General features: G+C 71.0%; 16 protein-coding genes and 3 pseudogenes. 3 read left to right on the top strand and 16 right to left on the bottom strand.

What is annotated here, in order from left to right:
• Window positions 1-336: 336 nt before the first annotated feature.
• The 5 genes and pseudogenes from ACTWP8_RS06690 to ACTWP8_RS06670 all read right to left on the bottom strand — a co-directional run.
• A complete protein-coding gene (locus ACTWP8_RS06690; protein ID WP_443321192.1) occupies window positions 337-2,022 on the bottom strand; it encodes a ribonuclease J in 1,686 nt (561 codons plus the stop codon).
• Window positions 2,023-2,130: 108 nt separating this feature from the next.
• Window positions 2,131-3,030: a 4-hydroxy-tetrahydrodipicolinate synthase gene (gene dapA, locus ACTWP8_RS06685; protein WP_443319496.1), complete on the bottom strand. Its 900-nt coding sequence runs from the start codon at window positions 3,028-3,030 to the stop codon at window positions 2,131-2,133.
• A 177-nt stretch (window positions 3,031-3,207) separates the two neighbouring features.
• Window positions 3,208-3,657, bottom strand: a pseudogene (gene thyX / locus ACTWP8_RS06680) (FAD-dependent thymidylate synthase); the annotation flags it as partial.
• Window positions 3,658-3,660: 3 nt separating this feature from the next.
• Window positions 3,661-4,407, bottom strand: a pseudogene (locus ACTWP8_RS06675) (HNH endonuclease); the annotation flags it as partial.
• Window positions 4,408-4,566: 159 nt separating this feature from the next.
• Window positions 4,567-4,857: pseudogene (locus ACTWP8_RS06670) on the bottom strand (FAD-dependent thymidylate synthase); the annotation flags it as partial.
• A 175-nt stretch (window positions 4,858-5,032) separates the two neighbouring features.
• Between ACTWP8_RS06670 and ACTWP8_RS06665 the strand changes: the two are divergent.
• Both ACTWP8_RS06665 and ACTWP8_RS06660 read left to right on the top strand, forming a co-directional pair.
• Entirely contained in the window at window positions 5,033-5,275 is a 243-nt protein-coding gene (locus ACTWP8_RS06665; RefSeq protein ID WP_443321191.1) for a hypothetical protein, read from the top strand.
• Between the two features lie 97 nt (window positions 5,276-5,372).
• Window positions 5,373-5,933 (top strand): hypothetical protein, encoded by a 561-nt coding sequence (locus tag ACTWP8_RS06660; protein ID WP_443321190.1) that lies wholly within the window; start codon window positions 5,373-5,375, stop codon window positions 5,931-5,933.
• A 99-nt stretch (window positions 5,934-6,032) separates the two neighbouring features.
• Here the strand turns inward: ACTWP8_RS06660 and ACTWP8_RS06655 are convergent, their stop codons facing one another.
• From ACTWP8_RS06655 to ACTWP8_RS06630, 6 genes are all read right to left on the bottom strand, one after another.
• Window positions 6,033-6,488: a hypothetical protein gene (locus tag ACTWP8_RS06655; protein ID WP_443321189.1), complete on the bottom strand. Its 456-nt coding sequence runs from the start codon at window positions 6,486-6,488 to the stop codon at window positions 6,033-6,035.
• Window positions 6,489-6,508: 20 nt separating this feature from the next.
• The gene (dapB, locus tag ACTWP8_RS06650) at window positions 6,509-7,267 is read right to left on the bottom strand and encodes a 4-hydroxy-tetrahydrodipicolinate reductase (RefSeq protein WP_443321188.1); all 759 of its coding nucleotides are present in this window, start codon (window positions 7,265-7,267) and stop codon (window positions 6,509-6,511) included.
• 65 nt (window positions 7,268-7,332) lie between these two features.
• On the bottom strand, window positions 7,333-8,712 hold the full coding sequence (locus ACTWP8_RS06645; RefSeq protein WP_443321187.1) for a M16 family metallopeptidase: 1,380 nt from the start codon (window positions 8,710-8,712) through the stop codon (window positions 7,333-7,335).
• On the bottom strand, window positions 8,709-10,940 hold the full coding sequence (locus ACTWP8_RS06640) for a polyribonucleotide nucleotidyltransferase (protein ID WP_443321186.1): 2,232 nt from the start codon (window positions 10,938-10,940) through the stop codon (window positions 8,709-8,711). The genes ACTWP8_RS06645 and ACTWP8_RS06640 overlap by 4 nt, the downstream gene beginning before the upstream one ends.
• Before the next feature lie 370 nt (window positions 10,941-11,310).
• Window positions 11,311-11,598: a 30S ribosomal protein S15 gene (gene rpsO, locus ACTWP8_RS06635; RefSeq protein ID WP_443319488.1), complete on the bottom strand. Its 288-nt coding sequence runs from the start codon at window positions 11,596-11,598 to the stop codon at window positions 11,311-11,313.
• A 182-nt stretch (window positions 11,599-11,780) separates the two neighbouring features.
• Window positions 11,781-13,604, bottom strand: a complete 1,824-nt coding sequence (locus ACTWP8_RS06630; protein ID WP_443321185.1) for an outer membrane protein assembly factor BamB family protein — start codon at window positions 13,602-13,604, stop codon at window positions 11,781-11,783.
• A gap of 566 nt (window positions 13,605-14,170) precedes the next feature.
• On the opposite strand from ACTWP8_RS06630, the gene ACTWP8_RS06625 reads away from it, so the two are divergent.
• Entirely contained in the window at window positions 14,171-17,881 is a 3,711-nt protein-coding gene (locus ACTWP8_RS06625; protein WP_443321184.1) for an SCO5717 family growth-regulating ATPase, read from the top strand.
• A gap of 99 nt (window positions 17,882-17,980) precedes the next feature.
• On the opposite strand, the gene ACTWP8_RS06620 is transcribed toward ACTWP8_RS06625, so the two are convergent.
• The 5 genes from ACTWP8_RS06620 to infB form a co-directional block, all read right to left on the bottom strand.
• Window positions 17,981-18,961 carry a bifunctional riboflavin kinase/FAD synthetase gene (locus ACTWP8_RS06620; protein WP_443321183.1) on the bottom strand — a complete coding sequence of 327 codons (981 nt, stop codon included), beginning with the start codon at window positions 18,959-18,961 and terminating at the stop codon, window positions 17,981-17,983.
• Window positions 18,962-19,104: 143 nt separating this feature from the next.
• The gene (truB, locus tag ACTWP8_RS06615; RefSeq protein WP_443321182.1) at window positions 19,105-20,007 is read right to left on the bottom strand and encodes a tRNA pseudouridine(55) synthase TruB; all 903 of its coding nucleotides are present in this window, start codon (window positions 20,005-20,007) and stop codon (window positions 19,105-19,107) included.
• Entirely contained in the window at window positions 20,004-20,489 is a 486-nt protein-coding gene (rbfA, locus tag ACTWP8_RS06610) for a 30S ribosome-binding factor RbfA (protein WP_443321181.1), read from the bottom strand. Before rbfA ends, truB begins: the two co-directional genes overlap by 4 nt.
• Window positions 20,490-20,544: 55 nt before the next feature.
• Window positions 20,545-20,841 carry a DUF503 domain-containing protein gene (locus tag ACTWP8_RS06605; protein WP_443319482.1) on the bottom strand — a complete coding sequence of 99 codons (297 nt, stop codon included), beginning with the start codon at window positions 20,839-20,841 and terminating at the stop codon, window positions 20,545-20,547.
• A gap of 175 nt (window positions 20,842-21,016) precedes the next feature.
• A complete protein-coding gene (gene infB, locus ACTWP8_RS06600; RefSeq protein ID WP_443321180.1) occupies window positions 21,017-24,046 on the bottom strand; it encodes a translation initiation factor IF-2 in 3,030 nt (1,009 codons plus the stop codon).
• Between the last annotated feature and the right edge of the window lie 47 nt (window positions 24,047-24,093).

The raw sequence follows: 24,093 nt of genomic DNA, 5'->3' as shown, positions 1-24,093 counted from the left end.
TCCTCGCTGTGTATTTTCTTCAAAGGAACCTCGCCCCAGACCATCACGGCCCGGAGACGGGGTATCAACATATCTGGCGTTGACTTTTGGCACGCTGTTGAGTTCTCAAGGAACGGACGCTTCCTTCAAAACCGTTTCACCGGTTTCTCCGGGCGCTTCCCATTCGGTGTCCCCGACTTTATCAGATTTCTCCGAGCGGGATTTCCGCCCTCCCGAAGGCCCTCCAGGCACACAGCGGTGCCGGGTCCTCGTTCCGGGGGAGATGCCAAAGTACTGGACGGCCGCGCCGGGAAGCAAATCGGCTCCGGCGCGGCCGTCCGTCGTCCTGATGTGGCGTCAGACCTCCACGACCACAGGGAGGATCATCGGGCGCCTGCGGTAGCTGTCGGACACCCACCTGCCCACCGCCCGGCGGATCAGCTGCTGCAGCTGATGGGGCTCGACGATGCCGTCCTGGGCCGAGGAGGCGAGGGATTCCTCGATCTTCGGAATGACCTCGCCGAATGCCTCGTCCTCGATACCGGAGCCGCGTGCGTGGACGTGCGGTCCGCCCACGATCTTCCCCGTCGTGCTGTCGACGACGACGAAGACGGAGACGATGCCCTCCTCCCCGAGGATGCGGCGGTCCTTGAGCGAGGTCTCCGTGACGTCGCCGACCGAGAGTCCGTCCACGTACACATAGCCCGCCTGGACCTTGCCGGCGATCTTGGCGACGCCGTCGACCAGGTCCACGACAACGCCGTCCTCGGCGATGACCACCTGGTCGTGCGGGACACCGGTGAGCGCGCCCAGTTCGGCGTTCGCCCGCAGGTGGCGCCATTCGCCGTGCACCGGCATCAGGTTGCGGGGCTTGCAGATGTTGTAGAAGTACAGGAGCTCGCCCGCGGAGGCGTGGCCCGAGACGTGCACCTTGGCGTTGCCCTTGTGGACGACGTTCGCGCCCCAGCGCATCAGGCCGTTGATGACCCGGTAGACCGCCGCTTCGTTGCCTGGGATGAGCGAGGACGCCAGGATCACGGTGTCGCCCTGGACGATACGGATCTGGTGGTCGCGGTTGGCCATGCGGGACAGCGCGGCCATCGGCTCGCCCTGGGAGCCCGTGCAGACCAGCACGATTTCCTTGTCCGGGAGGTCGTCGAGCGTCTTGACGTCGACGACGAGGCCGGCCGGCACCCGGAGGTAGCCCAAGTCGCGGGCGATACCCATGTTGCGGACCATCGAGCGGCCGACGAACGCGACCCGGCGCCCGTGCTCGTGCGCGGCGTCCAGGATCTGCTGGATGCGATGGATGTGGCTGGCGAAGCTGGCGACGATGATCCGCTTCTGCGCCGACGCGAAGACCTGGCGCAGGACGCTCGAGATATCGCGCTCGGGCGGTACGAAGCCCGGGACCTCGGCGTTCGTCGAGTCGGAGAGCAGCAGGTCGATGCCCTCCTCGCCGAGCTTCGCGAAGGCGGGGAGGTCGGTCAGACGGCCGTCGAGCGGCAGCTGGTCCATCTTGAAGTCGCCGGTGTGCACGACCATGCCGGCCGGGGTGCGGATGGCGACCGCGAGCGCGTCCGGAATGGAGTGGTTGACCGCGACGAATTCGCAGTCGAAGGGGCCGATGCGCTCGCGCTGCCCCTCGATGACCTCGAGCGTGTACGGGCGGATGCGGTGCTCCTGGAGCTTCGCCTCGATCAGGGCGAGGGTGAGCTTGGAGCCGATCAGCGGGATGTCCTGCTTCTCCCGGAGCAGGTACGGGACGCCGCCGATGTGGTCCTCGTGGCCGTGCGTGAGCACAATGCCGTCGATGTCGTCGAGGCGGTCCCGGATGGTGGTGAAGTCCGGCAGGATCAGGTCGATTCCGGGCTGCTCCTCCTCGGGGAAGAGCACTCCGCAGTCGACGATCAGCAGGCGGCCACCGTATTCGAACACGGTCATGTTGCGGCCGATCTCGCCGAGGCCGCCGAGCGGGGTGACCCGCAGGCCGCCCTCGGGGAGCTGCGGCGGGGGGCCGAGCTCGGGGTGCGGATGACTCAAAAGACTCTCCTCACCACGCGCGCCACCCGCCCCGGGACGAGGCAAGCGGCGCGCGTGACTTTCGTGCACTTGCAGTTGTGGTCGGTATTCAGTTGTGAAGTCTGTTGGTTACAGCTGTACCCCGCCCGCCGCGAGATCGCGCTTGAGCTGCTCGGTCTCTTCCGGAGTGAGCTCCACGAGGGGCAGCCGCAGGGGACCGCCCGGCAGCCCCTGGAGGCCCAGCGCCGCCTTGGTCGTGATGACGCCCTGAGTGCGGAACATGCCGGTGAAGACCGGCAGGAGCTGCTGGTGGATTTCGGTCGCCTTGGCGACGTCACCGGTGATGTGCGCGTCCAGCAGGGCGCGCAGCTCGGGCGTGACGAGGTGACCGACGACGGAGACGAAGCCGATAGCGCCGACGGACAGCAGCGGCAGGTTCAGCATGTCGTCCCCGGAGTACCAGGCGAGGCCGCTCCGGGCGATGGCCCAGCTCGCGCGCCCCAGGTCGCCCTTGGCGTCCTTGTTGGCGACGATCCGGGGGTGATCCGCGAGCCGCACGATCGTCTCGGTGTTGATCGGTACGCCGCTGCGGCCGGGGATGTCGTAGAGCATGACCGGCAGCTCGGTGGCGTCGGCGATGGCGGTGAAGTGCCGGAACAAGCCCTCCTGCGGGGGCTTGCTGTAGTACGGCGTGACCGCGAGCAGGCCGTGCGCGCCCGCCTCCTGGGCGGCGCGGGCCAGCTCCACGCTGTGCCGGGTGTCGTTGGTTCCGGCTCCCGCCACGACATGGGCCCGGTCGCCGACGGCCTCCACCACGGCTCGTACGAGCCGGGCTTTCTCCGCATCGCTGGTGGTCGGGGACTCGCCCGTGGTGCCGTTGACGACGATGCCGTCGTTGCCTGCGTCCACGAGGTGGGCGGCGAGCCGCTGCGCGCCGTCGATGTCGAGTTCGCCGTCGTTCGTGAACGGCGTGACCATGGCGGTCAGGACCCGTCCGAAGGGGGTCTGCGGTGTGGAGGTCGGAGCCATGGCTCCCACGCTACTCGTAGCTGCCCGTGACGTGTGCCCTCGGGGGACCGGGATGCGGATCCCGGCACTGCCTGCTCGGGGGTTCAAGCAGTGCCGGGTCCGTAAATTCAGCCTAGATGAACTTCACGAAACGTCGCAATACGGACACTTCGCGCGGTCGATGCGGACATCCGTGCTCTACGGCGCGATCCGCCCGTTGGCGTTGAAAGCGGCGTGGGTGAGCGGCATCAGCCGGGCCCAGTGCGCTTCCATCTGTTCGCCCACCATCTCGATCTCGCGCTGCGGGAAGGACGGCACCTTCGCCTGCTCGTGCTGGGTGCGCAGGCCGAGGAAGTGCATCAGCGAGCGCGCGTTGCAGGTCGCGTACATCGAGGAGAACAGGCCGACGGGGAGGACCGAGCGGGCCACCTCGCGGGCGACGCCCGCGGCCAGCATCTCCTGGTACGCCTCGTAAGCGTCCCGGTAGGCGTTCTCCATGACCCGGCCGGTCAGCTCCTGCTGCGCCTGGGTGCCCTCGACGAACTCGTACTTGCCCGGGCGGCCTTGCTGGACGAGCTTGCGGGCCGCGCCGGGAACGTAGAAAACCGGCTGCAGCTCGCGGTAGCGGCCGGACTCCTCATTGTAGGAATTGTGGACGACGATCCCGTTGGCAAGGAAGTTGTGCCATGGACCTTCCACCGACAGGTCATACGTCATCTCCTCGCCGTCTTCGGCGATGGAGACGACCGCGTCGGGAAGCGCCACCGCGACCTTCCCCCCGCGCCGGGCAAGCGCCTGTTCCTCAGCACTCTTCTGTGCATGGCAGTCCTCACACGCGGGAGCGAGGTTGCTCTCGTCCAGGGCACCGCCGAGGTCCGCCGCCACGGGCACCCGGTGATCCAGGGCCAGGAACTCGCGGGGGAAACTCCGCCCGCACAGATAGCAGGTGTCGGTCTCCTTGACCAGCCGGTCGCGCTGCATGGAGGTCCAGACGCCGATCCCTCGCCGCAGGCTGGGCGGTACAAGAGCCTCGGAAGGGCGAGGGGCCGTACCCGCTCGCATCACGGCATCCCCGACGGCCAGCTCGCCCGCCTTCGCCCACCCTTCCGGGGTCAGGATCGCGTGATCCACCGAGCACCTGAGGACGCGGCCCGACGCGGTGGTGATCCGGATGAGCGGCTTCACCCCCGATTCGATGACGTCGACAATCCGCGCCCGCTGCGCCACCAGAGTCTCCTCGTCATAGCAACGCACATGATTGCGTCGCACGGACTCGAGCTTTCGCAGGCGCTTGCTCGGGTGCTGCTCCCGGAACTCGGTCACCGCGCATTCGGCGGCCTCCCGGCTCTCGTACAGACCCAGGTAGTGGTTCCTGCCCTGGCGGCGCACCTGCGCCATCCATTTCCCGGCCTTGGCATGCCAGGTCACCCCGGCGGCGGAGGCGGGCAGCCGGTCCTCCACCCCCAGGTGCCAGTGCTGGTACAGCTCCTTGATCGTCCGACGGCGAAGATTCCCGGCCTCGCTCTCCAGAGTGATCTCGGTGTCCCCGGCCAGGCACCACCCGACGCGGTGTCGCATGAACTCGCGGAAGACGAAGATCGGGGCGCTGATGAAGAACGTCATCGAGTTGTGCTCGAACGGGCTGCCGTGCCGGTCCCGCATCAGGAAGTTGATCAGGCCCTTCGAGCGCTCGGGGTCCTTCTGGAGCTCCTCGAGGGACTGCTCGCCCGCGGTCGAGACCCTGGCTGCCCATAGCACGTCGGAGTCCGCGGCGCTGTGCTTGACCAGCTCGACGGTCACGTCGCTGCGGAAGCTGGGCTTGGCGCTCTCGGCGGGGGTGTCGGTCACCGGCGGGTCCTTCCAGTTGCGTCGCTCGGGCGGCGCCCAGCTTACGACCCGGCGCCGACAGTCCGGACCTGTGAGGAAGAAGTTGCCGTAAACGGGCACCCAGCGGGCACTTCCGGCGTCTCTATGAGTAACAGTCCACATCGACGCCGAGGCTTCCGGGAGAGGAGAGCCCTTCATGATCCGCCGCCGATCCGCCGTGCCGTACGCCTTCGTCGCCGAGGCCGACCGTTTCCGCAGCAATGTCACGCCGCCGCCCCGCGGGCGGGCCGATGCCTCCCGGATAGCCGGGCGGACGCTGATAGGGCTGACGGCCGTGGCCGGACTCGTGGGCGCCCTGATCTTCGGTGTGCCCGCGCTCGAGACCGAGCAGCCCGGTACGGGCAAGGCCGCGCGGCCGGAGGCGGCGGACGGCCGCTGAACCAGTCGGGGACCCTGGGGTGGTCGGGTCCCTCAGGCCTCGGTAGCCTCACCGGGCACAGCCCCACATCGAGCGTGCATGTGAGTGAGGACCAGCCGTGCCCCTGCCCTTCCTGACGGCCGACCGCGCCTTCGATGACCTCGACGACCACCACGCGGACGGTGCCGCGCTGCCGCACGAAGCGCGGGACCGCTGGCGCCGCCCGTACCGCCCGGGCCCCTGGCGGGTCGGCGCGGCCGCGATCCTGCTGCTGCTGGCCTCGTACCTGCTCTTCGCCGCGATGATCGTGGCCCTCGCGGGAGCGCTGCCCGGTGCGGGCGTGTGCGTGGCCGCGGCGGCAGCGGTGATCGCCTGCGCGCTGCGGCTGCTCCGAGTGGGCGCCTGGGTGAGCGAACAGGGGCTGCGGCGGATCGGCTTCTTCACGACCTCGACCCTTCGCTGGTCGCAGGTGTCGGCCGTGCGGACGGTGCAGCAGCCCGTGAAGTGGCTCGGCATGCCGCGGACGGTGCAAGGGCAGGCCGTAGTCGCCACGCCGGCCTCGGGCGAGCCACCGCGCCCCCTGCTCACCGACCACAACGCCGACTTCCTGGGGCGCCCCGAGGCCTTCGACATGGCGGCGGACGCCGTCGAGGGGTGGGCGGCCGAGTACCGGCACTGACACGGCCGTAGGGCGCGAGGCAGCAGCCATGCGCCCGCCACCTCGGGCCGGTACGGAGCCTCTGGCCCACCGGCCGTACGTCGCCTCAGGCCCTCAGCCTCAGGCCGTACGGACGGGCTTCCCGTCGTGCAGCGCGATGGCCCGCTGCATGGCCTTCCTGGCCCTCGGCGTGTCCCGCGCGTCGTGGTAGGCGACGGCGAGCCGGAACCAGACCCGCCAGTCGTCGGGCGTTTCCTCCGCCTCGGCCCGCCGTCTGGCGAACACCGCGTCCGCCGAGTCCCGGTCGATCCGGCCGCCGGGCGTGCGGACCAGTTCGTCGACCGGCAGGCCGCCCTGCGCCTCCAGCTCCGCCGCCAGCCGGTTCGCGCTGCGCGCGAACCGCGTCGTCTGCCACAGGAACCAGGCGCCGATCGCCGGCAGCACCAGCACGGAGGCGCCGAAGACGACAGTCACCACGGTGCCCTGCCGGATGAGCAGGACACCGCGGCTGCCGACGAGGACGAAGTAGACGACCAGGACCGCCGCGAGGGCGAAATACGTGATCCGTGCGCGCACTGCCGCTCCTGCCGCCACCGCTACCGGCCCAGGTCGAGGAAGTTCTCCAGGCCGAAGGTGAGGCCGGGAGTGGAGACGACACGGCGCACGCCGAGCAGGATGCCCGGCATGAAGCTGCTGTGGTGCAGGGAGTCGTGGCGGATGGTGAGGGTCTCGCCCTCGCCGCCGAGCAGGACCTCCTGGTGGGCCAGCAGGCCGCGCAGCCGTACGGAGTGCACGGGCACCCCGTCGACGTCGGCGCCCCGCGCGCCCTCCAGCGCCGTGGTCGTCGCGTCGGGCTGCGGGGCGCAGCCGGCCTCGCGGCGGGCCTCGGCGATGAGCTGGGCGGTGCGGGTTGCGGTGCCCGAGGGGGCGTCCGCCTTGTTGGGGTGGTGCAGTTCGACGACTTCGACGGACTCGAAGAAGCGGGCCGCCTGCTGGGCGAAGGCCATGGTGAGCACCGCGCCGATGGAGAAGTTCGGGGCGATGAGCATGCCGACCTGCGGCGACGCGTCGAGCCATGCACGCACCTGGGCCAGGCGGTCGTCGGTCCATCCTGTCGTGCCGACGACGGCGTGGATGCCGTTGCGGACGCAGAAGTCGAGGTTGCCCATGACCGCGTCGGGGTGGGTCAGGTCGACCGCGACCTGCGCACCGGTCTCGGTCAGCGCCTCCAGCCGGTCGTCCCGGTCCAGCCCGGCCACCAGCGCCAGGTCCTCGGCGGCCTCCACGGCCCGTGCGGCCTCGGACCCGATGCGGCCCTTGGCTCCGAGGACGGCCACGCGCAGCTTGTCACTCATCGTGCTTCGAATCCCTTGGTCTTCAGTGCGTCGGATCGTGAGGTGCGTCAGGTACGTCGGGTACGTCACGCGACGGCATCGTGCAGGCGGGACGCCTGCCGGTCCGTCAGCGGGCCGATCACGGACAGCGAGGGGCGCTGTCCCAGCAGGTCGCGGGCCACTTGCCGGACGTCGTCCGGGGTGACCGAGGCTATCCGGCGCAGCATCTCGTCGACCGACAGCTGCTCGCCCCAGCACAGCTCGCTCTTGCCGATGCGGTTCATGAGCGCGCCGGTGTCCTCGAGGCCGAGGACCGTGGAACCGGAGAGCTGGCCGATCGCCCGGTGCAGCTCGTCGTCCGCCAGCCCGTGCTCGGCGACCCGGTCCAGCTCGTCGCGGCAGATCTTCAGCACGTCGTCGACCTGGCTCGGGCGGCAGCCCGCGTAGACGCCGAAGAGGCCGCAGTCGGCGAAGCCCGAGGTGTAGGAGTACACCGAGTACGCGAGGCCGCGCTTCTCCCGGATCTCCTGGAAGAGCCGGGAGCTCATTCCGCCGCCCAGCGCCGTGTTGAGCACGCCGAGCGCCCAGCGGCGGTCGTCGGTGCGGGGTATGCCGGGCATGCCCATGATGACGTGGGCCTGCTCGGTCCTGCGCTCCAGGACGTCGACGCGGCCGGCGGTGCGGATCGTACGGCTGCCGGTACGGGGACCGACCGGGACCGCGTCCTCGCGGCTGAGCGCACCGGCACGCTCGAAGGCGGCGCGCACCTGGCGTACGACTCTGGCGTGGTCGACGTTGCCCGCGGCGGCGACGATCAGGTGCGTGGGGTCGTAGTGCTTCTTGTAGAAGCGGGCGACGCTCTCGCGGGTGAGGCCGTTGACGGTGTCGGCGGTCCCGAGGACGGGACGGCCCAGCGGGGTGTCGCCGAACATGGTGTGCGCGAAGAGGTCGTGCACGACGTCGCCCGGGTCGTCCTCGGTCATCGCGATCTCTTCGAGGACGACGCCGCGCTCGGCCTCGACATCCGCCGCGTCGATCAGGGAGCCGGTGAGCATGTCGCACACGACGTCGATGGCGAGCGGCAGGTCGGTGTCTAGCACGCGCGCGAAGTAGCAGGTGTACTCCTTCGCCGTGAAGGCGTTCATCTCGCCGCCGACCGCGTCGATGGCGGAGGAGATGTCGAGCGCGGTGCGCTGCTTCGTGCCCTTGAAGAGCAGGTGCTCGAGGTAGTGCGTGGCGCCGCCGAGCGCCGGGGTCTCGTCGCGGGAGCCGACGTGCGCCCAGATGCCGAAGGTGGCGGACCGTACGGACGGCAGGGTCTCGGTGAGCACCCGCAGGCCGCCGGGAAGGGTGGTCCTGCGGACCGTACCGATGCCGTTCTCGCCCTTGAGAAGCGTTTGGGTACGGGCGACGGCCCGCGCCTCGGAAGAGGTGCGGGCCGTCGTCCTGTGACTACGGGACGTCACTTGGCAGCGTCGTCCTTGGCCTGGGGCTTGGCCTCGCCCTCGTCCTCCTCGCCCTCGATCACGGGGATGAGGGAGAGCTTGCCGCGCTGGTCGATCTCGGCGATCTCGACCTGGACCTTCGTGCCGACCTTGAGCACGTCCTCGACGTTCTCCACACGCTTGCCGCCGGCGAGCTTGCGGATCTGCGAGATGTGCAGCAGGCCGTCCTTGCCGGGCATCAGCGAGACGAAGGCACCGAAGGTGGTGGTCTTCACGACCGTGCCCAGGTAGCGCTCGCCGACCTCGGGCATCGTCGGGTTGGCGATGCCGTTGATGGTCGCGCGGGCGGCCTCGGCGGCCGGGCCGTCGGCGGCACCGATGTAGATGGTGCCGTCGTCCTCGATGGTGATCTCGGCGCCGGTGTCCTCCTGGATCTGGTTGATCATCTTGCCCTTGGGGCCGATGACCTCACCGATCTTGTCCACCGGGATCTTGACGGTGATGATCCGCGGGGCGTTCGGGGACATCTCGTCCGGCCGGTCGATGGCCTCCATCATCACGTCGAGGATGTGCAGGCGGGCGTCGCGGGCCTGCTTGAGGGCCGCGCCGAGCACGGAGGCCGGGATGCCGTCCAGCTTGGTGTCCAGCTGCAGAGCGGTGACGAACTCCTTGGTGCCGGCGACCTTGAAGTCCATGTCACCGAAGGCGTCCTCCGCACCGAGGATGTCGGTGAGGGTGACGTAGTGCGTCTCGCCGTCGACCTCCTGCGAGATCAGGCCCATGGCGATACCGGCGACCGGGGCCTTCAGCGGCACACCGGCGTTCAGCAGCGACATGGTGGAGGCGCAGACCGACCCCATGGAGGTCGAGCCGTTGGAGCCGAGCGCCTCGGAGACCTGGCGGATGGCGTACGGGAACTCCTCGCGGGACGGCAGGACGGGCAGGAGCGCCCGCTCGGCCAGCGCGCCGTGGCCGATCTCGCGGCGCTTCGGGGAGCCGACGCGGCCGGTCTCGCCGGTGGAGTACGGCGGGAAGTTGTAGTTGTGCATGTAGCGCTTGCGCGTCTCGGGCGCCAGCGTGTCGAGCTGCTGCTCCATGCGGAGCATGTTCAGCGTGGTGACACCCAGGATCTGGGTCTCGCCGCGCTCGAACAGCGCCGAGCCGTGCACCCGCGGGATCGCCTCGACCTCGGCGGCGAGCGTACGGATGTCGGTGACGCCACGGCCGTCGATGCGGACCTTGTCCGTGATCACGCGCTCGCGCACCAGGGACTTGGTCAGCGACCGGTACGCGGCCGAGATCTCCTTCTCGCGGCCCTCGAACTGCGGGAGCAGCTTCTCGGCGGCCACGGCCTTGACGCGGTCCAGCTCTGCCTCGCGCTCCTGCTTGCCCGCGATGGTCAGCGCCTGAGCGAGCTCGTCGCGGACCGCGGAGGTCAGCGCCTCCAGGACGTCGTCCTGGTAGTCCAGGAAGATCGGGAACTCGCCGGTCGGCTTGGCGGCCTTGGCGGCGAGGTCGGCCTGGGCCTTGCAGAGGATCTTGATGAACGGCTTGGCGGCATCGAGACCGGCGGCGACGACCTCCTCGGTCGGGGCCACGGCGCCGTCCTTGACCAGCTGCACCGTCTTGTTGGTGGCCTCGGCCTCGACCATCATGATCGCGACGTCGCCGTCCTCCAGGACGCGGCCGGCAACGACCATGTCGAAGACGGCGTCCTCGAGCTCGCTGTGGGTCGGGAACGCCACCCACTGGCCCTTGATCAGAGCGACGCGAGTGCCGCCGATCGGACCGGAGAAGGGCAGGCCGGCGAGCTGCGTGGAGCAGGAGGCGGCGTTGATCGCGACCACGTCGTAGAGGTGGTCGGGGTTGAGCGCCATGATCGTCTCGACGATCTGGATCTCGTTGCGCAGGCCCTTCTTGAAGGACGGGCGCAGCGGGCGGTCGATCAGGCGACAGGTCAGGACCGCGTCCTCGGAGGGGCGGCCCTCCCGGCGGAAGAACGAGCCGGGAATCCGCCCGGCGGCGTACATCCGCTCCTCGACATCGACCGTGAGCGGGAAGAAGTCGAGCTGGTCCTTGGGGTTCTTCGATGCGGTGGTGGCCGACAGCACCATGGTGTCGTCGTCCAGGTAGGCCACGGCGGAGCCGGCGGCCTGACGGGCCAGGCGGCCCGTCTCGAAGCGAATGGTGCGGGTGCCGAAGGAACCGTTGTCGATGACGGCTTCGGCGTAGTGGGTCTCGTTCTCCACCAGGAATATCTCCTCGTCTGCGTCCCTCGCCCGTGTGGCGCGGGACAGTGGCGGTGGAGCGCCTCCTCGTGCGGGCCGGTCTTCGATCGAAGCACCCGGGGATGGCCGCGGCCGGTGTACGACTGCGCGGCTGTCCCCCGGGAGCCACTACCGAGGACCGGCGGCGGGCGGGGCGCCCCTCCTCGTCTTTTTCTCTTTTCGGTGTGCTGTTGTCGCTATGGCGCTGTGCGACCAGACTACAAAGCTTCGGTCGTCCTCACGACGGCTGAAGCGCGGGACGCACACGCCGACGCGTACGGAAGCGGCTAAGGCAGCGCGTACGGCGAAGGGAGCGGCCCCCTCGTCCGGGAACCGCTCCCTCCATCACGACTTACTTGGCGCCCGCGGCACCGCGGCGGATGCCGAGGCGCTCCACCAGCTGGCGGAAGCGGGTGATGTCCTTCTTCGCCAGGTACTGCAGCAGCCGGCGGCGCTGGCCGACCAGCAGGAGCAGACCACGGCGGGAGTGGTGGTCGTGCTTGTGGGTCTTGAGGTGCTCGGTCAGGTCCGTGATACGGCGGGTGAGCAGCGCGACCTGGACCTCGGGGGAGCCGGTGTCGCCCTCCTTGGTGGCGTACTCGGACATGATCTGCTTCTTCGTAGCGGCGTCGAGCGACACGCGATACTCCTTAGGTTCTTCGTCTGTGCCACCGAGTGCCCCTGGTCTGCGTCTCAGGGGAGCTTCCGTGACTCGGGAGGCGGGGCTCGCTGGGCGCTGCCTCCAGTCCCCGCTGTGACACGGGACCGGGGGCGCGTACGCAAACGGCCGTTGCACAGGGTACCAGCCCGCAGCCTGTGCCTTTACTTCCCGAAGGCCAGGATCAGCCTCTCGGGCCCGCCGCCCCCGCCCGTCAGCCGCTCCGAGGCGATGAAGAACCGCCCGCCGTCGTAGAGCATGAACGACGAGTAGAAGCCGCGCTCGGCCTCGCTCGCCGTCTGCGGGTTCTGCAGGACCGGCTTCGGCTTGCCGCCGGCTGCCGCCGTGATGCCGACGACCGCACCGGCCTTGTCGTACGTCGGTTCCCGGTACGCGAGGAGGTTCCTGCCCTCCAGCTGCAGGGGCGACATCGTCAGCCCGGCCCCGGCGGCCGAGGTCCACTTGCGCTTGCCGGTGTTCAGGTCGAAGGCGTGGATCTCGTTCGCCCTTCCGGTGCCCGCGCCGCCGCCCTGCTTCGCCTCGGTGGGCAGGTAGAGCGTGTCCTCGTCCGCGGCCACTCCCTGGCAGCTGCTGAGGTCCTTCGCGAGGACGCTCATGCCGCACTTCGGCTGGTACGTGTCCTTGCCGAGGTCGAGGGTCGAGCGGACCTTTCCGTTGCTGATCGCGACGATCCCGCCCGACTTGCGGTTCTTGTCGGCGAGGGAGACGACGAGGGGGTCTGACGAGAAGACCTTGCTGACCTGCATGCCGCCCTCGGTCTTCATGGTCCACTCGGCCTTGCCGGTCGTGGTGTTCAGCTTCTCCAGGCGGGAGTTGTCGTCCAGGCAGGTCGTCACGCGCAGCAGGGCCTCGCCGCCCGCGAAGCCGTCGACCGAGCAGCCCGAGGCCTTGTCCGGCTGCGGCAGCTGCCTGCCGTCGCTGACCCGGAAGACGACCGAGCCGCCGAACCATGACGCGGCGACCGCGTTACCGCTGAGCGCCACCTTCGTGCCGATGAAGCCCTCGCCGAATCCGCCCGACTTGGGTATCGGCTTGTCCCAGACCTTCTTGCCGGTCCTCATGTCGATCATGGCGAGGTTGCTGCACTCGTCCTCTTTGGTGCCCTCGTACGCCACGACGACCTTGCCGTCGTCCGTGGTGTGCCGGGGGGCGGCGCAGACCTCCTTGCTGAGCGGGACGGTCCACTTCTCCTTGCCGTCCGTCGCGCCGTACGCGACGACCTGCTTGAGGGCGGGCTTCACGACGACATCGCCGACGGCGTAGAAGCCGGGGACGTCGACGCCGTTCTTGGACGCCTTGGGCGCGGGCTCCTGCCAGAGCAGCTTCGCCTCGCCGCCCTCGCCCCCGGCCCCGGTCAGGCCGTCACCGCCGGGGCGACCGCCCGCCTCGTCGCCGCTGCCGCCGGACTCGTCACCGCCGTCCTCGGCGTCCTCGTCGCCCTTCGAGCCGGATACGACGGGCTTCTTGTCGTCGTCGCCACCGCCGCTCGTCGCGAGCCGGACTCCGCCGCCGATGGCGAGCAGGGCGGCGGCGATCGCGATGCCGATGATGAGCGGCTTGCGCTTGGCGTTCAGGCCGCTGCCGGTCGGGGGCGTTCCGAGGGGCGGGTACGAGCCGTACTGCGGGTCGTATGGGGGCTGTTGTCCGTACGGGGGTTGTTGTCCGGGCTGCTGTCCGTACGGTCCGGGCTGTTGTCCTGGCTGTTGTCCGTACGGACCCTGCTGGCCGTACGCGGAGGGCTGCTGGGCGTACGGGGGCTGCTGGGCGTACGGATTCGGTCCCGCGGCCGGGGGCTGGGACGGTGGAGCCGCGGGCGGCACGGCCGGTGGCGCGGCGGGCGGAACCGGCGGTGTCTGGGGCGGCTGCGCGGGTGGTTGTGGATGCCCGTGTACGGGCTCCTGGGGGGCGCCGAAGCCGCCCTGAGGCGGCTGGTTCGGCGGCTGGGGCGGTTGCGGCGGCTGCGACATCGGACGCATACCTCTTCACGCGGGTCCGGCGCCCGACCGACCTCCCCCGCTGCTCTGGAGCAATCGGCTGCAGAGCGGAGCGAATCGGGCGCGAATCCCGCCAGTCAACGGCAATCAAGCGGGAGTTATTTCTACCACCGCTCCTCCTGGTGCCTGGCTGTGGAGCGTGAGCGCACCAGAGGGGACCAGGCAGGCGGTGGCTTCACGCCCACTTCGCGTCCACCGGAGACGCAGCCATGCCTGCGCAACCGGCCTCCCTCATCCCTCCGTTGGCGACCGCGAAGAGGTCCGAAGGTCGCGGAATCAGGCGGATTCATCCACCATTGCGGTGGGCCCCCTGCCTCGAACGGACATCTGGTCACCGGGTGATGTACGGGACATCACCCCTCCATGGGACGGCCCTGCCGAAGGGGTGCTTACGGTGATTAGGCTGGGGTCAGGCGTGGCAGCCGAACCTGAGGGTGGGGCAGCCGCGTCATACGGGGGAGAGGCCCAGCGACCGGGCGAACGGGGACGGTCGGCCCCCACTGCGCGTAGACGGGCGAAAGACCACACCAGGAGGCATTGTGAGCAGCGATCGGGACGAGATCCGCGCGGGCGGAGGGACCCCCGGCGAGGATCGGTCCGACGCGGATCCCGAGACGACGGGCGAGTTCACGATCGACTACACGCCGCCTGCCTGGTACACGAACTCGTCGGCCGGTTCCGGTGGGAGCGGTTCGAGCGGGAGCGGTTCGGGCGCGAGCGGGGGCAGCAACGGGGTGGCCTCGTTCGCACCTCCGCCGCCCTCGGGCAGCCCGGTCGCCGTGCCGGGGCTTCCTCCGGGCGGGGAGTTCCAGCCTGCGTGGAGTCCGCCGGCGCCCCCGGCGCCGGTCGCACCGGAGCCCGTCTCCGAGCCGGAGCCCTCCGAGCCTGAGCCTGTCTCCCGGCAAGAGCCCTCCTTGGAGGCGCAGGAAGACGAAGATGAGGCGGAGGCGGAGGCGGAGGCGCAGAGTAGGCCGGAGCGGCCGACCGCTCATGCGGCCGATCCGACGTCCATTCCTCTGTCGCCGCTCTTCCCCACGCCATCCGTGGCCGCTTCCGTCGCCGGGCCCGACGAGTCCCCTTCCCACGCTTCCGATGAAACGGAGGGGGAGGAAGAGGCCCGCGACGCAGCTCCGGCCGTCGACGAGGAGCCCGACGACGGCGATCTGCGCAGCGGTGCCACCATGCGTATCTCCACCGCCGCCCTGCGGCGCGAGATCGCGGAGCGCGCGGCGAAGAAGGACGGCGCGGAAGACAGCAGCGGAGCTGCGGTCCATGGCGACGGTGCGGATCTGGGCGGCGAGCCGTCCGGGCGGCTGACGGGAGGTCCGAAGCCCGTCGGCACAGGACCGACGGACCCGGCACCCGCGGCCGAAGAACCGGCGGACGCGGTTCCTGCGGACGCGGTTCCTGCGGACGCGGTTCCTGCGGACGCGGTTCCTGCGGACGCGGTTCCTGCGGACGCGGTTCCTGCGGACGCGGTTCCGGCCAACTCCCTTCCGGTGGACGGCTTTCCTGCCGACGCAGCCCCAACGGACGGCGTCCCCACCGACTCCGTACCGGCGGACGGCGTTCCCGCTGACGCCGCCCCGGCCTACGCGAGTCGCGATGCGGACGGCGAGCCGTCCGACGCCGTACGCGGCGAGGCGGAGTCCGGTGCCGACGAGGGGGCGTCGGACGACGTCCAGGACCTCGGTCCCGCCGGTGCTCCCGCGGCCGGATCACCGGGCGCCGAGCCCCAGGACGCCTCACCCACCGCATGGACCCCGCCCCCCGTGCCGCAGGCCGGGCCGACCGGTACTCCCGTACCCGGACCAACAGCCGGCGCTCCGGCTGCCGGACCGACGGACGCGGAGCCCCAGGACGCCAAGCCCGTCGCCTGGGCCCCGCCTCCCGTAGCCCAACCCGGGCTGCCGCCGCTGCCCCCGGCCTTCCAACCGGCCGAGCCCGCGCAGCCGCAGCCGCAGCCGGAGTCCAACACGGCGGCCGGAGCGGGCGGTTACGGCTACCCGCACCCGCAGCCCGGCGCCGCCTGGCAGCCGCCGCAAGCGCCGGTCCCCGCCCCCTCACCCGCGCCGGAAGCGGGCCCGGGCAGCCCGCCAGCAGACCCGCAGCCGGGCGCCCAGCAGGGCGGTTACGGCTTCCCGCAACTCCCCCACCAGCGCACGGATGCGCCCCAGCAGCACCAGTCCGGCACCGGTCGGCCCCAGCCCGGAGAGGTCCAGCCCGGACAGCCGCGGCCGGAGGAGTACGGCACGCCACCCGCCTGGTCCGCGCCCCCTGCCCCGACCGATCCGAGCCGCCCGACCGCTCAGCCCGCAGCTGGTAGCCAGAACTCCCCTGCACCGCAGGGTGGTTACGGGTTCCCGCAGCCCGGCGTCGGCTGGTCGCAGCAGGGTGCACCGCAACAAGGTGCACCGCAGCCGCCCGCCGCAGCACACCCGCAGCAGGCCCAGCCGGGTCAGCCCGTACACCCCGTACAGCCGGGGCACCCCGGGCAGCCCGGACAGCCCGGACCGCAGCCCGGCCAGCACCCCGGACAGCAGCAGCCCGTACAGCCCGGCCAGCAGACCGGGCAGCCGCAGCCCGCTCAGCAGCAGCCCAACCCAGGCACCGGCTACGGCTTCCCCCAGGCCCACCCCGGACAGCAGCCCGGTCAGCAGCCCGGGCAACCCCAACCCCCCATCCAGCAGCAGCCGGAGGCCCCCGCCGCACCCGCCGACCCCCGCGCCGGCGGCTGGCCCACCGTCACCCCCGAGCAGCGCCAGCGCGCCGGGCAAGGCGCGCCTCTCGGTTACACCGCGGCCGTGGAGCTGTCCTCCGACCGGCTGCTGCGCAACAGCAAGCAGAAGCCCAAGAGCAAGAAGCCCGAGGGCGGCGGGTCGCGCTTCAAGATCGGCGGAAAGGCCGCGGAGGCGGAGCGGCAGCGGAAGCTCGAGCTGATCCGTACGCCCGTGCTGTCCTGCTACCGGATCGCCGTCATCAGCCTCAAGGGCGGCGTCGGCAAGACGACCACGACGACGGCGCTCGGGGCGACTCTCGCGACCGAGCGCCAGGACAAGATCCTGGCCATCGACGCCAACCCGGACGCGGGCACGCTCGGCCGCCGAGTGCGGCGCGAAACGGGCGCGACCATCCGCGACCTGGTGCAGGCGATCCCGTACCTCAACAGCTACATGGACATCCGCCGGTTCACGTCCCAGGCGCCCTCCGGCCTGGAGATCATCGCCAACGACGTCGACCCGGCCGTCTCCACGACCTTCAACGACGAGGACTACCGCAGGGCGATCGACGTCCTCGGCAAGCAGTACCCGATCATCCTCACCGACTCGGGTACGGGTCTGCTCTACAGCGCGATGCGCGGAGTGCTCGATCTCGCCGACCAATTGATCATCATCTCGACGCCGTCCGTGGACGGCGCGAGCAGCGCGAGCACCACCCTGGACTGGCTGTCCGCGCACGGCTACCAGGATCTGGTGGCGCGCAGCCTCACGGTCATCTCCGGGGTCCGTGAGACCGGAAAGATGATCAAGGTCGACGACATCGTGTCGCACTTCCAGACGCGCTGCCGCGCCGTGGTGGTCGTGCCGTTCGACGAGCACCTGTCGGCGGGCGCCGAGGTCGACCTCGACATGATGCGGCCGAAGACTCGCGAGGCGTACTTCAACCTCTCCGCGCTCGTCGCCGAGGACTTCGTCCGCGCCCAGCAGGCGCAGGGGCTCTGGACGGGCGACGGCACCAACCCGCCCCCGCAGGTGGCACCGCCGATGCCGGGGCACCAGGGCGGCGCGCAGCCGGGCTGGCCCCAGCAGGCGCAGCAGCCGGGACAGCCGCACCCGTACGGGCAGCCGCACCCGCAGCAAGGCGGGCAGCCCCATCAGCAGCCGGGTGCTCAGCAGGGCTGGCAACAGCAGCCGGGACAGCCCGCTCAGCCTGGACAGGGACAGCCAGGACAGCCAGGACAGCCGGGACAGCCCGGCCAACCAGGTCCCGCGCAGCCCGGCTGGCCCCAGCAGGCGCAGCAGGCGCCGCAGCCGGGCCCGCCCGGTGCCCCCACACCCCAGCCCGGCTACGGCTGGCCCCAGCCCCAACCCGGACAGCCGGGCCAACCAGGGCAGCAGCACGGCCAGCCGGGCCGGCCCGGCCAGCACCCCGCTCAGCCGCCCCACCCCAGGGACGGGGACGGGCCTCAGCCGCCCCAGCCCGGAACCGGCTACGGCTTCCCGCAGCCGCCCGCCTCCCCGCAGCAGTAGGCAGCGCGAGCCGACCGGCTGACCGGCACGTCGAAGGGCCCGAGCGCATCAAGCGCCCGGGCCCTTCCCCATGTCCCACATGTCACCGGCGTGGCCGCGTCAGCCCTGCGCCTCCCGGCGCACACCGCGCTCTGCCTCATGTGACTCGACGAGCTCCCGCGAGCGCTTCACGTCGTTCGCGATGCCTTCCAGCAGCGCCTCGATCGACTCGAACTTCTCCTGCCCCCGCAAGTAGGCCAGGAAGTCCACGGCCACGTGCAGCCCGTACAGATCCAGCCCGACCCGGTCGATCGCGTACGCCTCGACGGTCCGCTCCGTCCCGTCGAACTGCGGGTTCGTGCCCACCGAGATCGCAGCGGGCATCGACTCGCCGGCGACCTCGAGCCATCCCGCGTACACCCCGTCCGCCGGGATCGCGGTGTGCGGCAGCGTCTCCACGTTGGCTGTCGGGTAGCCGAGTTCGCGGCCGCGCTGCGCGCCCCGCACGACGACGCCCTCGACGCGGTGCGGGCGGCCGAGGATCTCCATCGCGCCCGCCACGTCCCCCTCCGCGATCAGCCGCCGCGTCAGGGTCGAGGAGAAGGGCTCGCCGCCGCCCGCCTCGCCGCGCACGAACAGGTCGACGACCTCGACCTCGTAGTCGTACGTCCTGCCCAGCTCGGCCAGGAAGTCGACATTGCCCGCCGCCTTGTGCCCGAAGCGGAAGTTGGGGCCCTCGACGACCACCTTCGCGTGCAACTTGTCGACCAGGACCTTCACCACGAAGTCGGCGGGCGAGAGCTTCGAGAACTCGGCGGTGAAGGGCAGGATCAGCAGCGCGTCCACGCCCAGCTCCGCCATCAGCTCCGCGCGCCGGTGGTGCGGGGCGAGCAGCGGCGGGTGGCTGCCGGGGCGTACGACCTCGCTGGGGTGCGGGTCGAAGGTGACGACGACCGAGGGGATGCCGAGTTCACGCGCGCGTGCGACGGCGCGGCCGATGATCAGCTGGTGGCCGCGGTGCACACCGTCGTAGGAGCCGATGGTGACGACGCTGCGCCCCCAGCCCTCGGGGATGTCCTCCAAGCCACGCCAGCGCTGCACTGTGACCGCTCCTCGCCCGAACCGTGTACGTGATGCACGTGATGCCTATCCGATTGCGCAGGTCTAAGACTGCCATGCCGGATGCCTGCCGTTTTCACCGGCGTCGGACCAGTGGCAGGGCTCGCACCTGACCTGCCCCGCCGCTACGCGAACACGGCCAGGCTCTTCGCCTTGCCCTTCACTTCCTCCACCAGCGCCAGGAAGCGCCCGTCGGGCCCGAAGACCGCGACGGGACCCTCCGCGCCCAGACCGGGGGCGTCCAGCCGCACACCGTTCGAGATCAGCCGCGCCTGCTCCGCGTCCACGTCCCAGCGCGGGAACGCGGCCGCGGCGGCCTCCGCGATCGGCATGACCGTCAGGGACTCCTGGAGCTGCTCCAGCGTGCGCGCCGCGTCCAGGCCGTACGGGCCGACGCGGGTGCGGCGCAGGGCGGTCAGGTGGCCGCCGGTGCCCAGGTCGGCCCCGAGGTCGCGGGCGAGGGCCCGGATGTAGGTGCCCGAGGAGCAGACGACCGTGGCGTCCACGTCGCGTACGGGCGTGCCGTCCTCGGCGACGGCCTCCCGCACCTCGTGCACCAGGAACGACGAGACGGTGACGGGCCGGGCGGCCAGCTCGAAGTCCTCGCCCTCCAGGACCCGCTTGTACGACCGCTTGCCGTCGATCTTGATGGCGCTGACCTTCGACGGCACCTGCAGGATGTCGCCGGTCAGCTTGGCGACCCCGGCGTCGATCGCCTCGCGGGAGAGGCCCGGGGCTCCGGCAGAGGCGGTGATCTCGCCCTCGGCGTCGTCCGTGAGCGTCGTCTGGCCGAGCCGGATCGTCGCCTCGTACTCCTTCTCGGTCAGCGCCAGGTGCCCGAGGAGCCGGGTCGCCTTCTCGACGCCGAGCACGAGCACGCCGGTCGCCATCGGGTCGAGGGTCCCCGCGTGCCCGACCCGCCGCGTGCGGGCGATGCCGCGCATCTTCGCGACGACGTCATGCGAAGTGAAGCCGGACGGCTTGTCGACAATGACCAGCCCTTCCGGCCCCGTGTTCCTGCGCTTCATTCGGAGAGTTCGTCCTCGCGCTCGTCGTCGCGCTCGTGCTCGCGCTCGTCTTCGTGCTCGTCCTCCCCCGGCTTGCGGTACGGATCCGCGTCGCCGGCGTACGTCGCGCCCGTGGACGCCTCCCGTACCTGCGCGTCCTTGGCACGCGCCTCGTCGAGCAGGTGGTCGATGGTGCGGGCGGTCTCCGGGAGGGCGTCCGGCACGAACGTCAGGCTCGGGGTGAACCGCACCCCGGTCTGCCGCCCGACCTCGGACCGCAGGATCCCCTTGGCGCTCTCCAGCGCCGCGGCCGACGCCGCCCGTTCCTCGTCGTCGCCGTAGACGGTGTAAAAGACCGTGGCATCGCGCAGGTCACCGGTGACCCGCGCGTCCGTGATGGTCACGAACCCCAGCCGGGGGTCCTTGATACGCCGGTCCAGGGTCTCCGCGACCACGACCTGGATGCGGTCCGCCAGCTTGCGGGCCCGCGCGTTGTCGGCCACTGGTCCGTCTCCTTCTTCTCTTCCACGTTGATGCGATGTGCGGCCGACGGCGCAGTCACTCGTCGTCGTCGCCGTGGTAGCGCCGTCGTACGGACAGCAGCTCCACTTCAGGACGGCCGGCGACCATGCGCTCGCACCGGTCCATGACGTCCGTGAGGTGCCCGGCGTCCCCGGACACGACCGCCAGGCCGATCCTGGCCCTGCGGTAGAGGTCCAGTTCACCGACCTCCGCCACGCTGACGGCGTACTTCCGCTGCAGCTCGGCGACGATCGGGCGGACGACGGAGCGCTTCTCCTTCAGCGACCGTACGTCGCCGAGGAGGAGGTCGAAGGACAGCGTCCCTACGTACATGCGGTCCGGGTCAAGCCACCCGTGGGGCCCCGGGGATACCTCCCAGCGGTAGCTGGGTGGGGGCACCTCCCCGCGGTAGCTGGGGGAGTACGTGCCGTTCGAAACCGTACACGCAACGGCCGGGGCCGATCGACGGAATTCTTTCCGCCGACCGGCCCCGGTCACGGCGTGCGCATCAGCCTCGCGGCTTCTCGCGCAGCTCGTACGTCGCGATGACGTCGTCGACCTTGATGTCGTTGAAGTTGCCGAGGTTGATACCGCCCTCGAACCCTTCGCGGATCTCGGTGACGTCGTCCTTGAAGCGGCGCAGACCCTCGATGGTGAGGTTCTCCGCCACGACCTTGCCGTCGCGGACGAGGCGGGCCTTGGAGTTCCGCCTGACCTCGCCGGAGCGGATGAGGACACCCGCGATGTTGCCGAGCTTGGAGGAGCGGAAGACCTCGCGGATCTCCGCCGTGCCGAGCTCGACCTCTTCGTACTCCGGCTTGAGCATGCCCTTGAGGGCCGCCTCGATCTCCTCGATCACCTGGTAGATGACCGAGTAGTAGCGGACGTCCACGCCCTCGCGCTCGGCCATCTGCGTGGCACGCCCCTCGGCGCGCACGTTGAAGCCGATGACGATGGCGTCGGAGCCGGTCGCCAGGTCGATGTCGGTCTCGGTGACCGCACCCACACCGCGGTGCAGGATGCGCAGATCGACCTCTTCGCCGACGTCGAGCTGGAGCAGCGAGGACTCCAGGGCCTCGACGGAACCGGACGCGTCGCCCTTGATGATGAGGTTGAGCTGCTGCACCTCGCCGGCCTTGAGCACCTTGTCCAGGTCCTCCAGCGAGACCCGGCGGGTCCGCTTGGCGAACGCGGCGTTGCGCTCACGGGCCGCCCGCTTCTCGGCGATCTGCCGGGCCGTGCGGTCCTCGTCGACGACGAGGAAGTTGTCGCCGGCGCCCGGGACGTTGGTGAGACCCAGGACGAGGACGGGGGTCGCGGGACCCGCTTCCTCGAGGTTCTCGCCCTTGTCGTCGAGCATCGCGCGGACGCGGCCGTACGCGTCGCCGACCACCATCGTGTCGCCGACCCGCAGGGTGCCGCGCTGGACGAGCACGGTCGCCACGGCGCCGCGGCCGCGGTCGAGGTGCGCCTCGATCGCGATGCCCTGCGCGTCCTGGACGGGGTTGGCCCGCAGGTCGAGCGAGGCATCCGCGGTCAGGACCACGGCCTCGAGCAGCTGGTCGATGTGCAGACCCTGCTTGGCGGAGATGTCGACGAACATGGTGTCGCCGCCGTACTCCTCGGCCACCAGGCCGTACTCGGTCAGCTGACCGCGCACCTTCGTCGGGTCCGCGCCCTCGACGTCGATCTTGTTGACCGCGACCACGATCGGCACCTCGGCCGCCTTGGCGTGGTTCAGCGCCTCGATCGTCTGGGGCATCACACCGTCGTTGGCCGCCACCACGAGAATCGCGATGTCGGTCGACTTGGCACCGCGGGCACGCATGGCGGTGAACGCCTCGTGACCCGGGGTGTCGATGAAGGTGATCCTGCGCTCTTCCTCGTTGACCTCGGTCGCGACCTGGTACGCACCGATGTGCTGGGTGATGCCGCCGGCCTCGCCCTCGATGACGTTGGTCTTACGGATCGCGTCCAGCAGGCGCGTCTTACCGTGGTCGACGTGACCCATGACGGTCACCACCGGCGGGCGGGAGACCAGGGCCTCCTCGCCGCCCTCGTCCTCGCCGAACTCGATGTCGAAGGACTCGAGAAGCTCGCGGTCCTCCTCCTCCGGGCTGACGATCTGGACGACGTAGTTCATCTCCTCGCCGAGGAGATGCAGCGTCTCGTCGGAGACCGACTGGGTCGCGGTGACCATCTCGCCCAGGTTGAACATCACCTGGACCAGCGACGCCGGGTTGGCGTTGATCTTCTCCGCGAAGTCGGTGAGCGAGGCACCACGCGACAGGCGGACGGTCTGCCCGTTGCCGCGAGGCAGCATCACGCCGCCGATGGACGGGGCCTGCATGGCCTCGTACTCCTGGCGCCTCTGCCGCTTCGACTTGCGGCCACGGCGCGCCGGACCGCCGGGACGGCCGAAGGCGCCCTGCGTGCCACCACGGCCGCCGGGACCGCCGGGACGGCCACCGAAGCCGGGACGGCCTGCGCCGCCACCACCGAAGCCGCCGCCACCACCGGGACGGCCGGCGAAACCGCCGCCGCCACCGGGACGACCGCCGCCGCCACCGCCGGGACGGCCGGCGAAGCCGCCGCCACCGCCCGGACGGCCGCCGCCACCGGGACGTCCGGCACCGGCAGGACCACGGCCACCGCCGCCACCGGGGCCCGGACGCGGGCCTGCGGACGGACGCTGCGGCATCATGCCCGGGTTCGGGCGGTTACCACCGGGACCGCCGCCCGGACGGGGACCGCCGGAGGCACCCTGCGGACGCGGCATGCCGCCCGGGGTCGGACGAGCGCCGCCCTGACCCTGCGGACGGGGACCGCCCTGGCGCTCGCCGCCGGGACGCGGGCCGCCGGGGCCGCCCTGGCCGCCGGGGCGCGGCGCACCGCCGGGACGGGGCGCCTGCGGGCGCGCCATACCGGTGCTGCCGCCGGACGTGAAGGGGTTGTTGCCCGGACGCGGACCGGCCGGGCGGGCACCGGGACGCGGTGCACGCTCGCCGCCGGAGCGCGAAGCACCCGGACGGGTGCCCTCGCCACGGCCCTGGCCAGGACCGGCCGGGCGGGCGGGACGCGGACCCGGGGTGCCGGGCTTGGGCCCTGCGGGCGTCGGCGGTGCGGTGAACTCCGGGGAGGCCGGAGCGGGCGTCGCCGGCTGGGCCGGACCGGGCTTCGGCGCCGGGGTCTTCGGGCCCGGAGTGGGCCGCGGACCCGGAGCCGCGGGAGTTACGGGGCCCCCTGCCTCGGCGGCGGGCTTGGCCGCGCTGGGCTTGGGGCCAGCGGGACGAGCCGTCGCACCCGGGGTGGGGGACGGCTTGGCCGGCGCCGCCTTGCGGGGCGCCGAAGGCTTGCCTGCGGCACGGCCGGAGCCGTTGCCCTGCTGGAAAGCGTCAGTCAGTTTGCGTACAACCGGCGCCTCGATCGTCGAGGACGCCGAACGGACGAATTCGCCAAGTTCTTGGAGCTTGGCCATGACGACCTTGCTCTCGACTCCGAACTCCTTGGCGAGCTCGTATACCCGGACCTTAGCCACTTCGCTCCTTCTGGTCCGGGGTGTCCGCCGGACCGTCGCTACTTCAT

Source organism: Streptomyces sp. 7N604 (assembly GCF_052245475.1).
Lineage (GTDB): Bacteria > Actinomycetota > Actinomycetes > Streptomycetales > Streptomycetaceae > Streptomyces.
This window is presented reverse-complemented; position numbering and strand designations above follow the sequence as displayed.

Bases quoted from the DNA above. Each gene is read 5' to 3' on its own strand.
- dapA (WP_443319496.1), bottom strand. From the start codon at position 3,030: ATGGCTCCGACCTCCACACCGCAGACCCCCTTCGGACGGGTCCTGACC.
- ACTWP8_RS06665 (WP_443321191.1), top strand. From the start codon at position 5,033: ATGATCCGCCGCCGATCCGCCGTGCCGTACGCCTTCGTCGCCGAGGCC.
- dapB (WP_443321188.1), bottom strand. From the start codon at position 7,267: ATGAGTGACAAGCTGCGCGTGGCCGTCCTCGGAGCCAAGGGCCGCATC.
- ACTWP8_RS06630 (WP_443321185.1), bottom strand. From the start codon at position 13,604: ATGTCGCAGCCGCCGCAACCGCCCCAGCCGCCGAACCAGCCGCCTCAG.
- truB (WP_443321182.1), bottom strand. From the start codon at position 20,007: ATGAAGCGCAGGAACACGGGGCCGGAAGGGCTGGTCATTGTCGACAAG.
- ACTWP8_RS06605 (WP_443319482.1), bottom strand. From the start codon at position 20,841: ATGTACGTAGGGACGCTGTCCTTCGACCTCCTCCTCGGCGACGTACGG.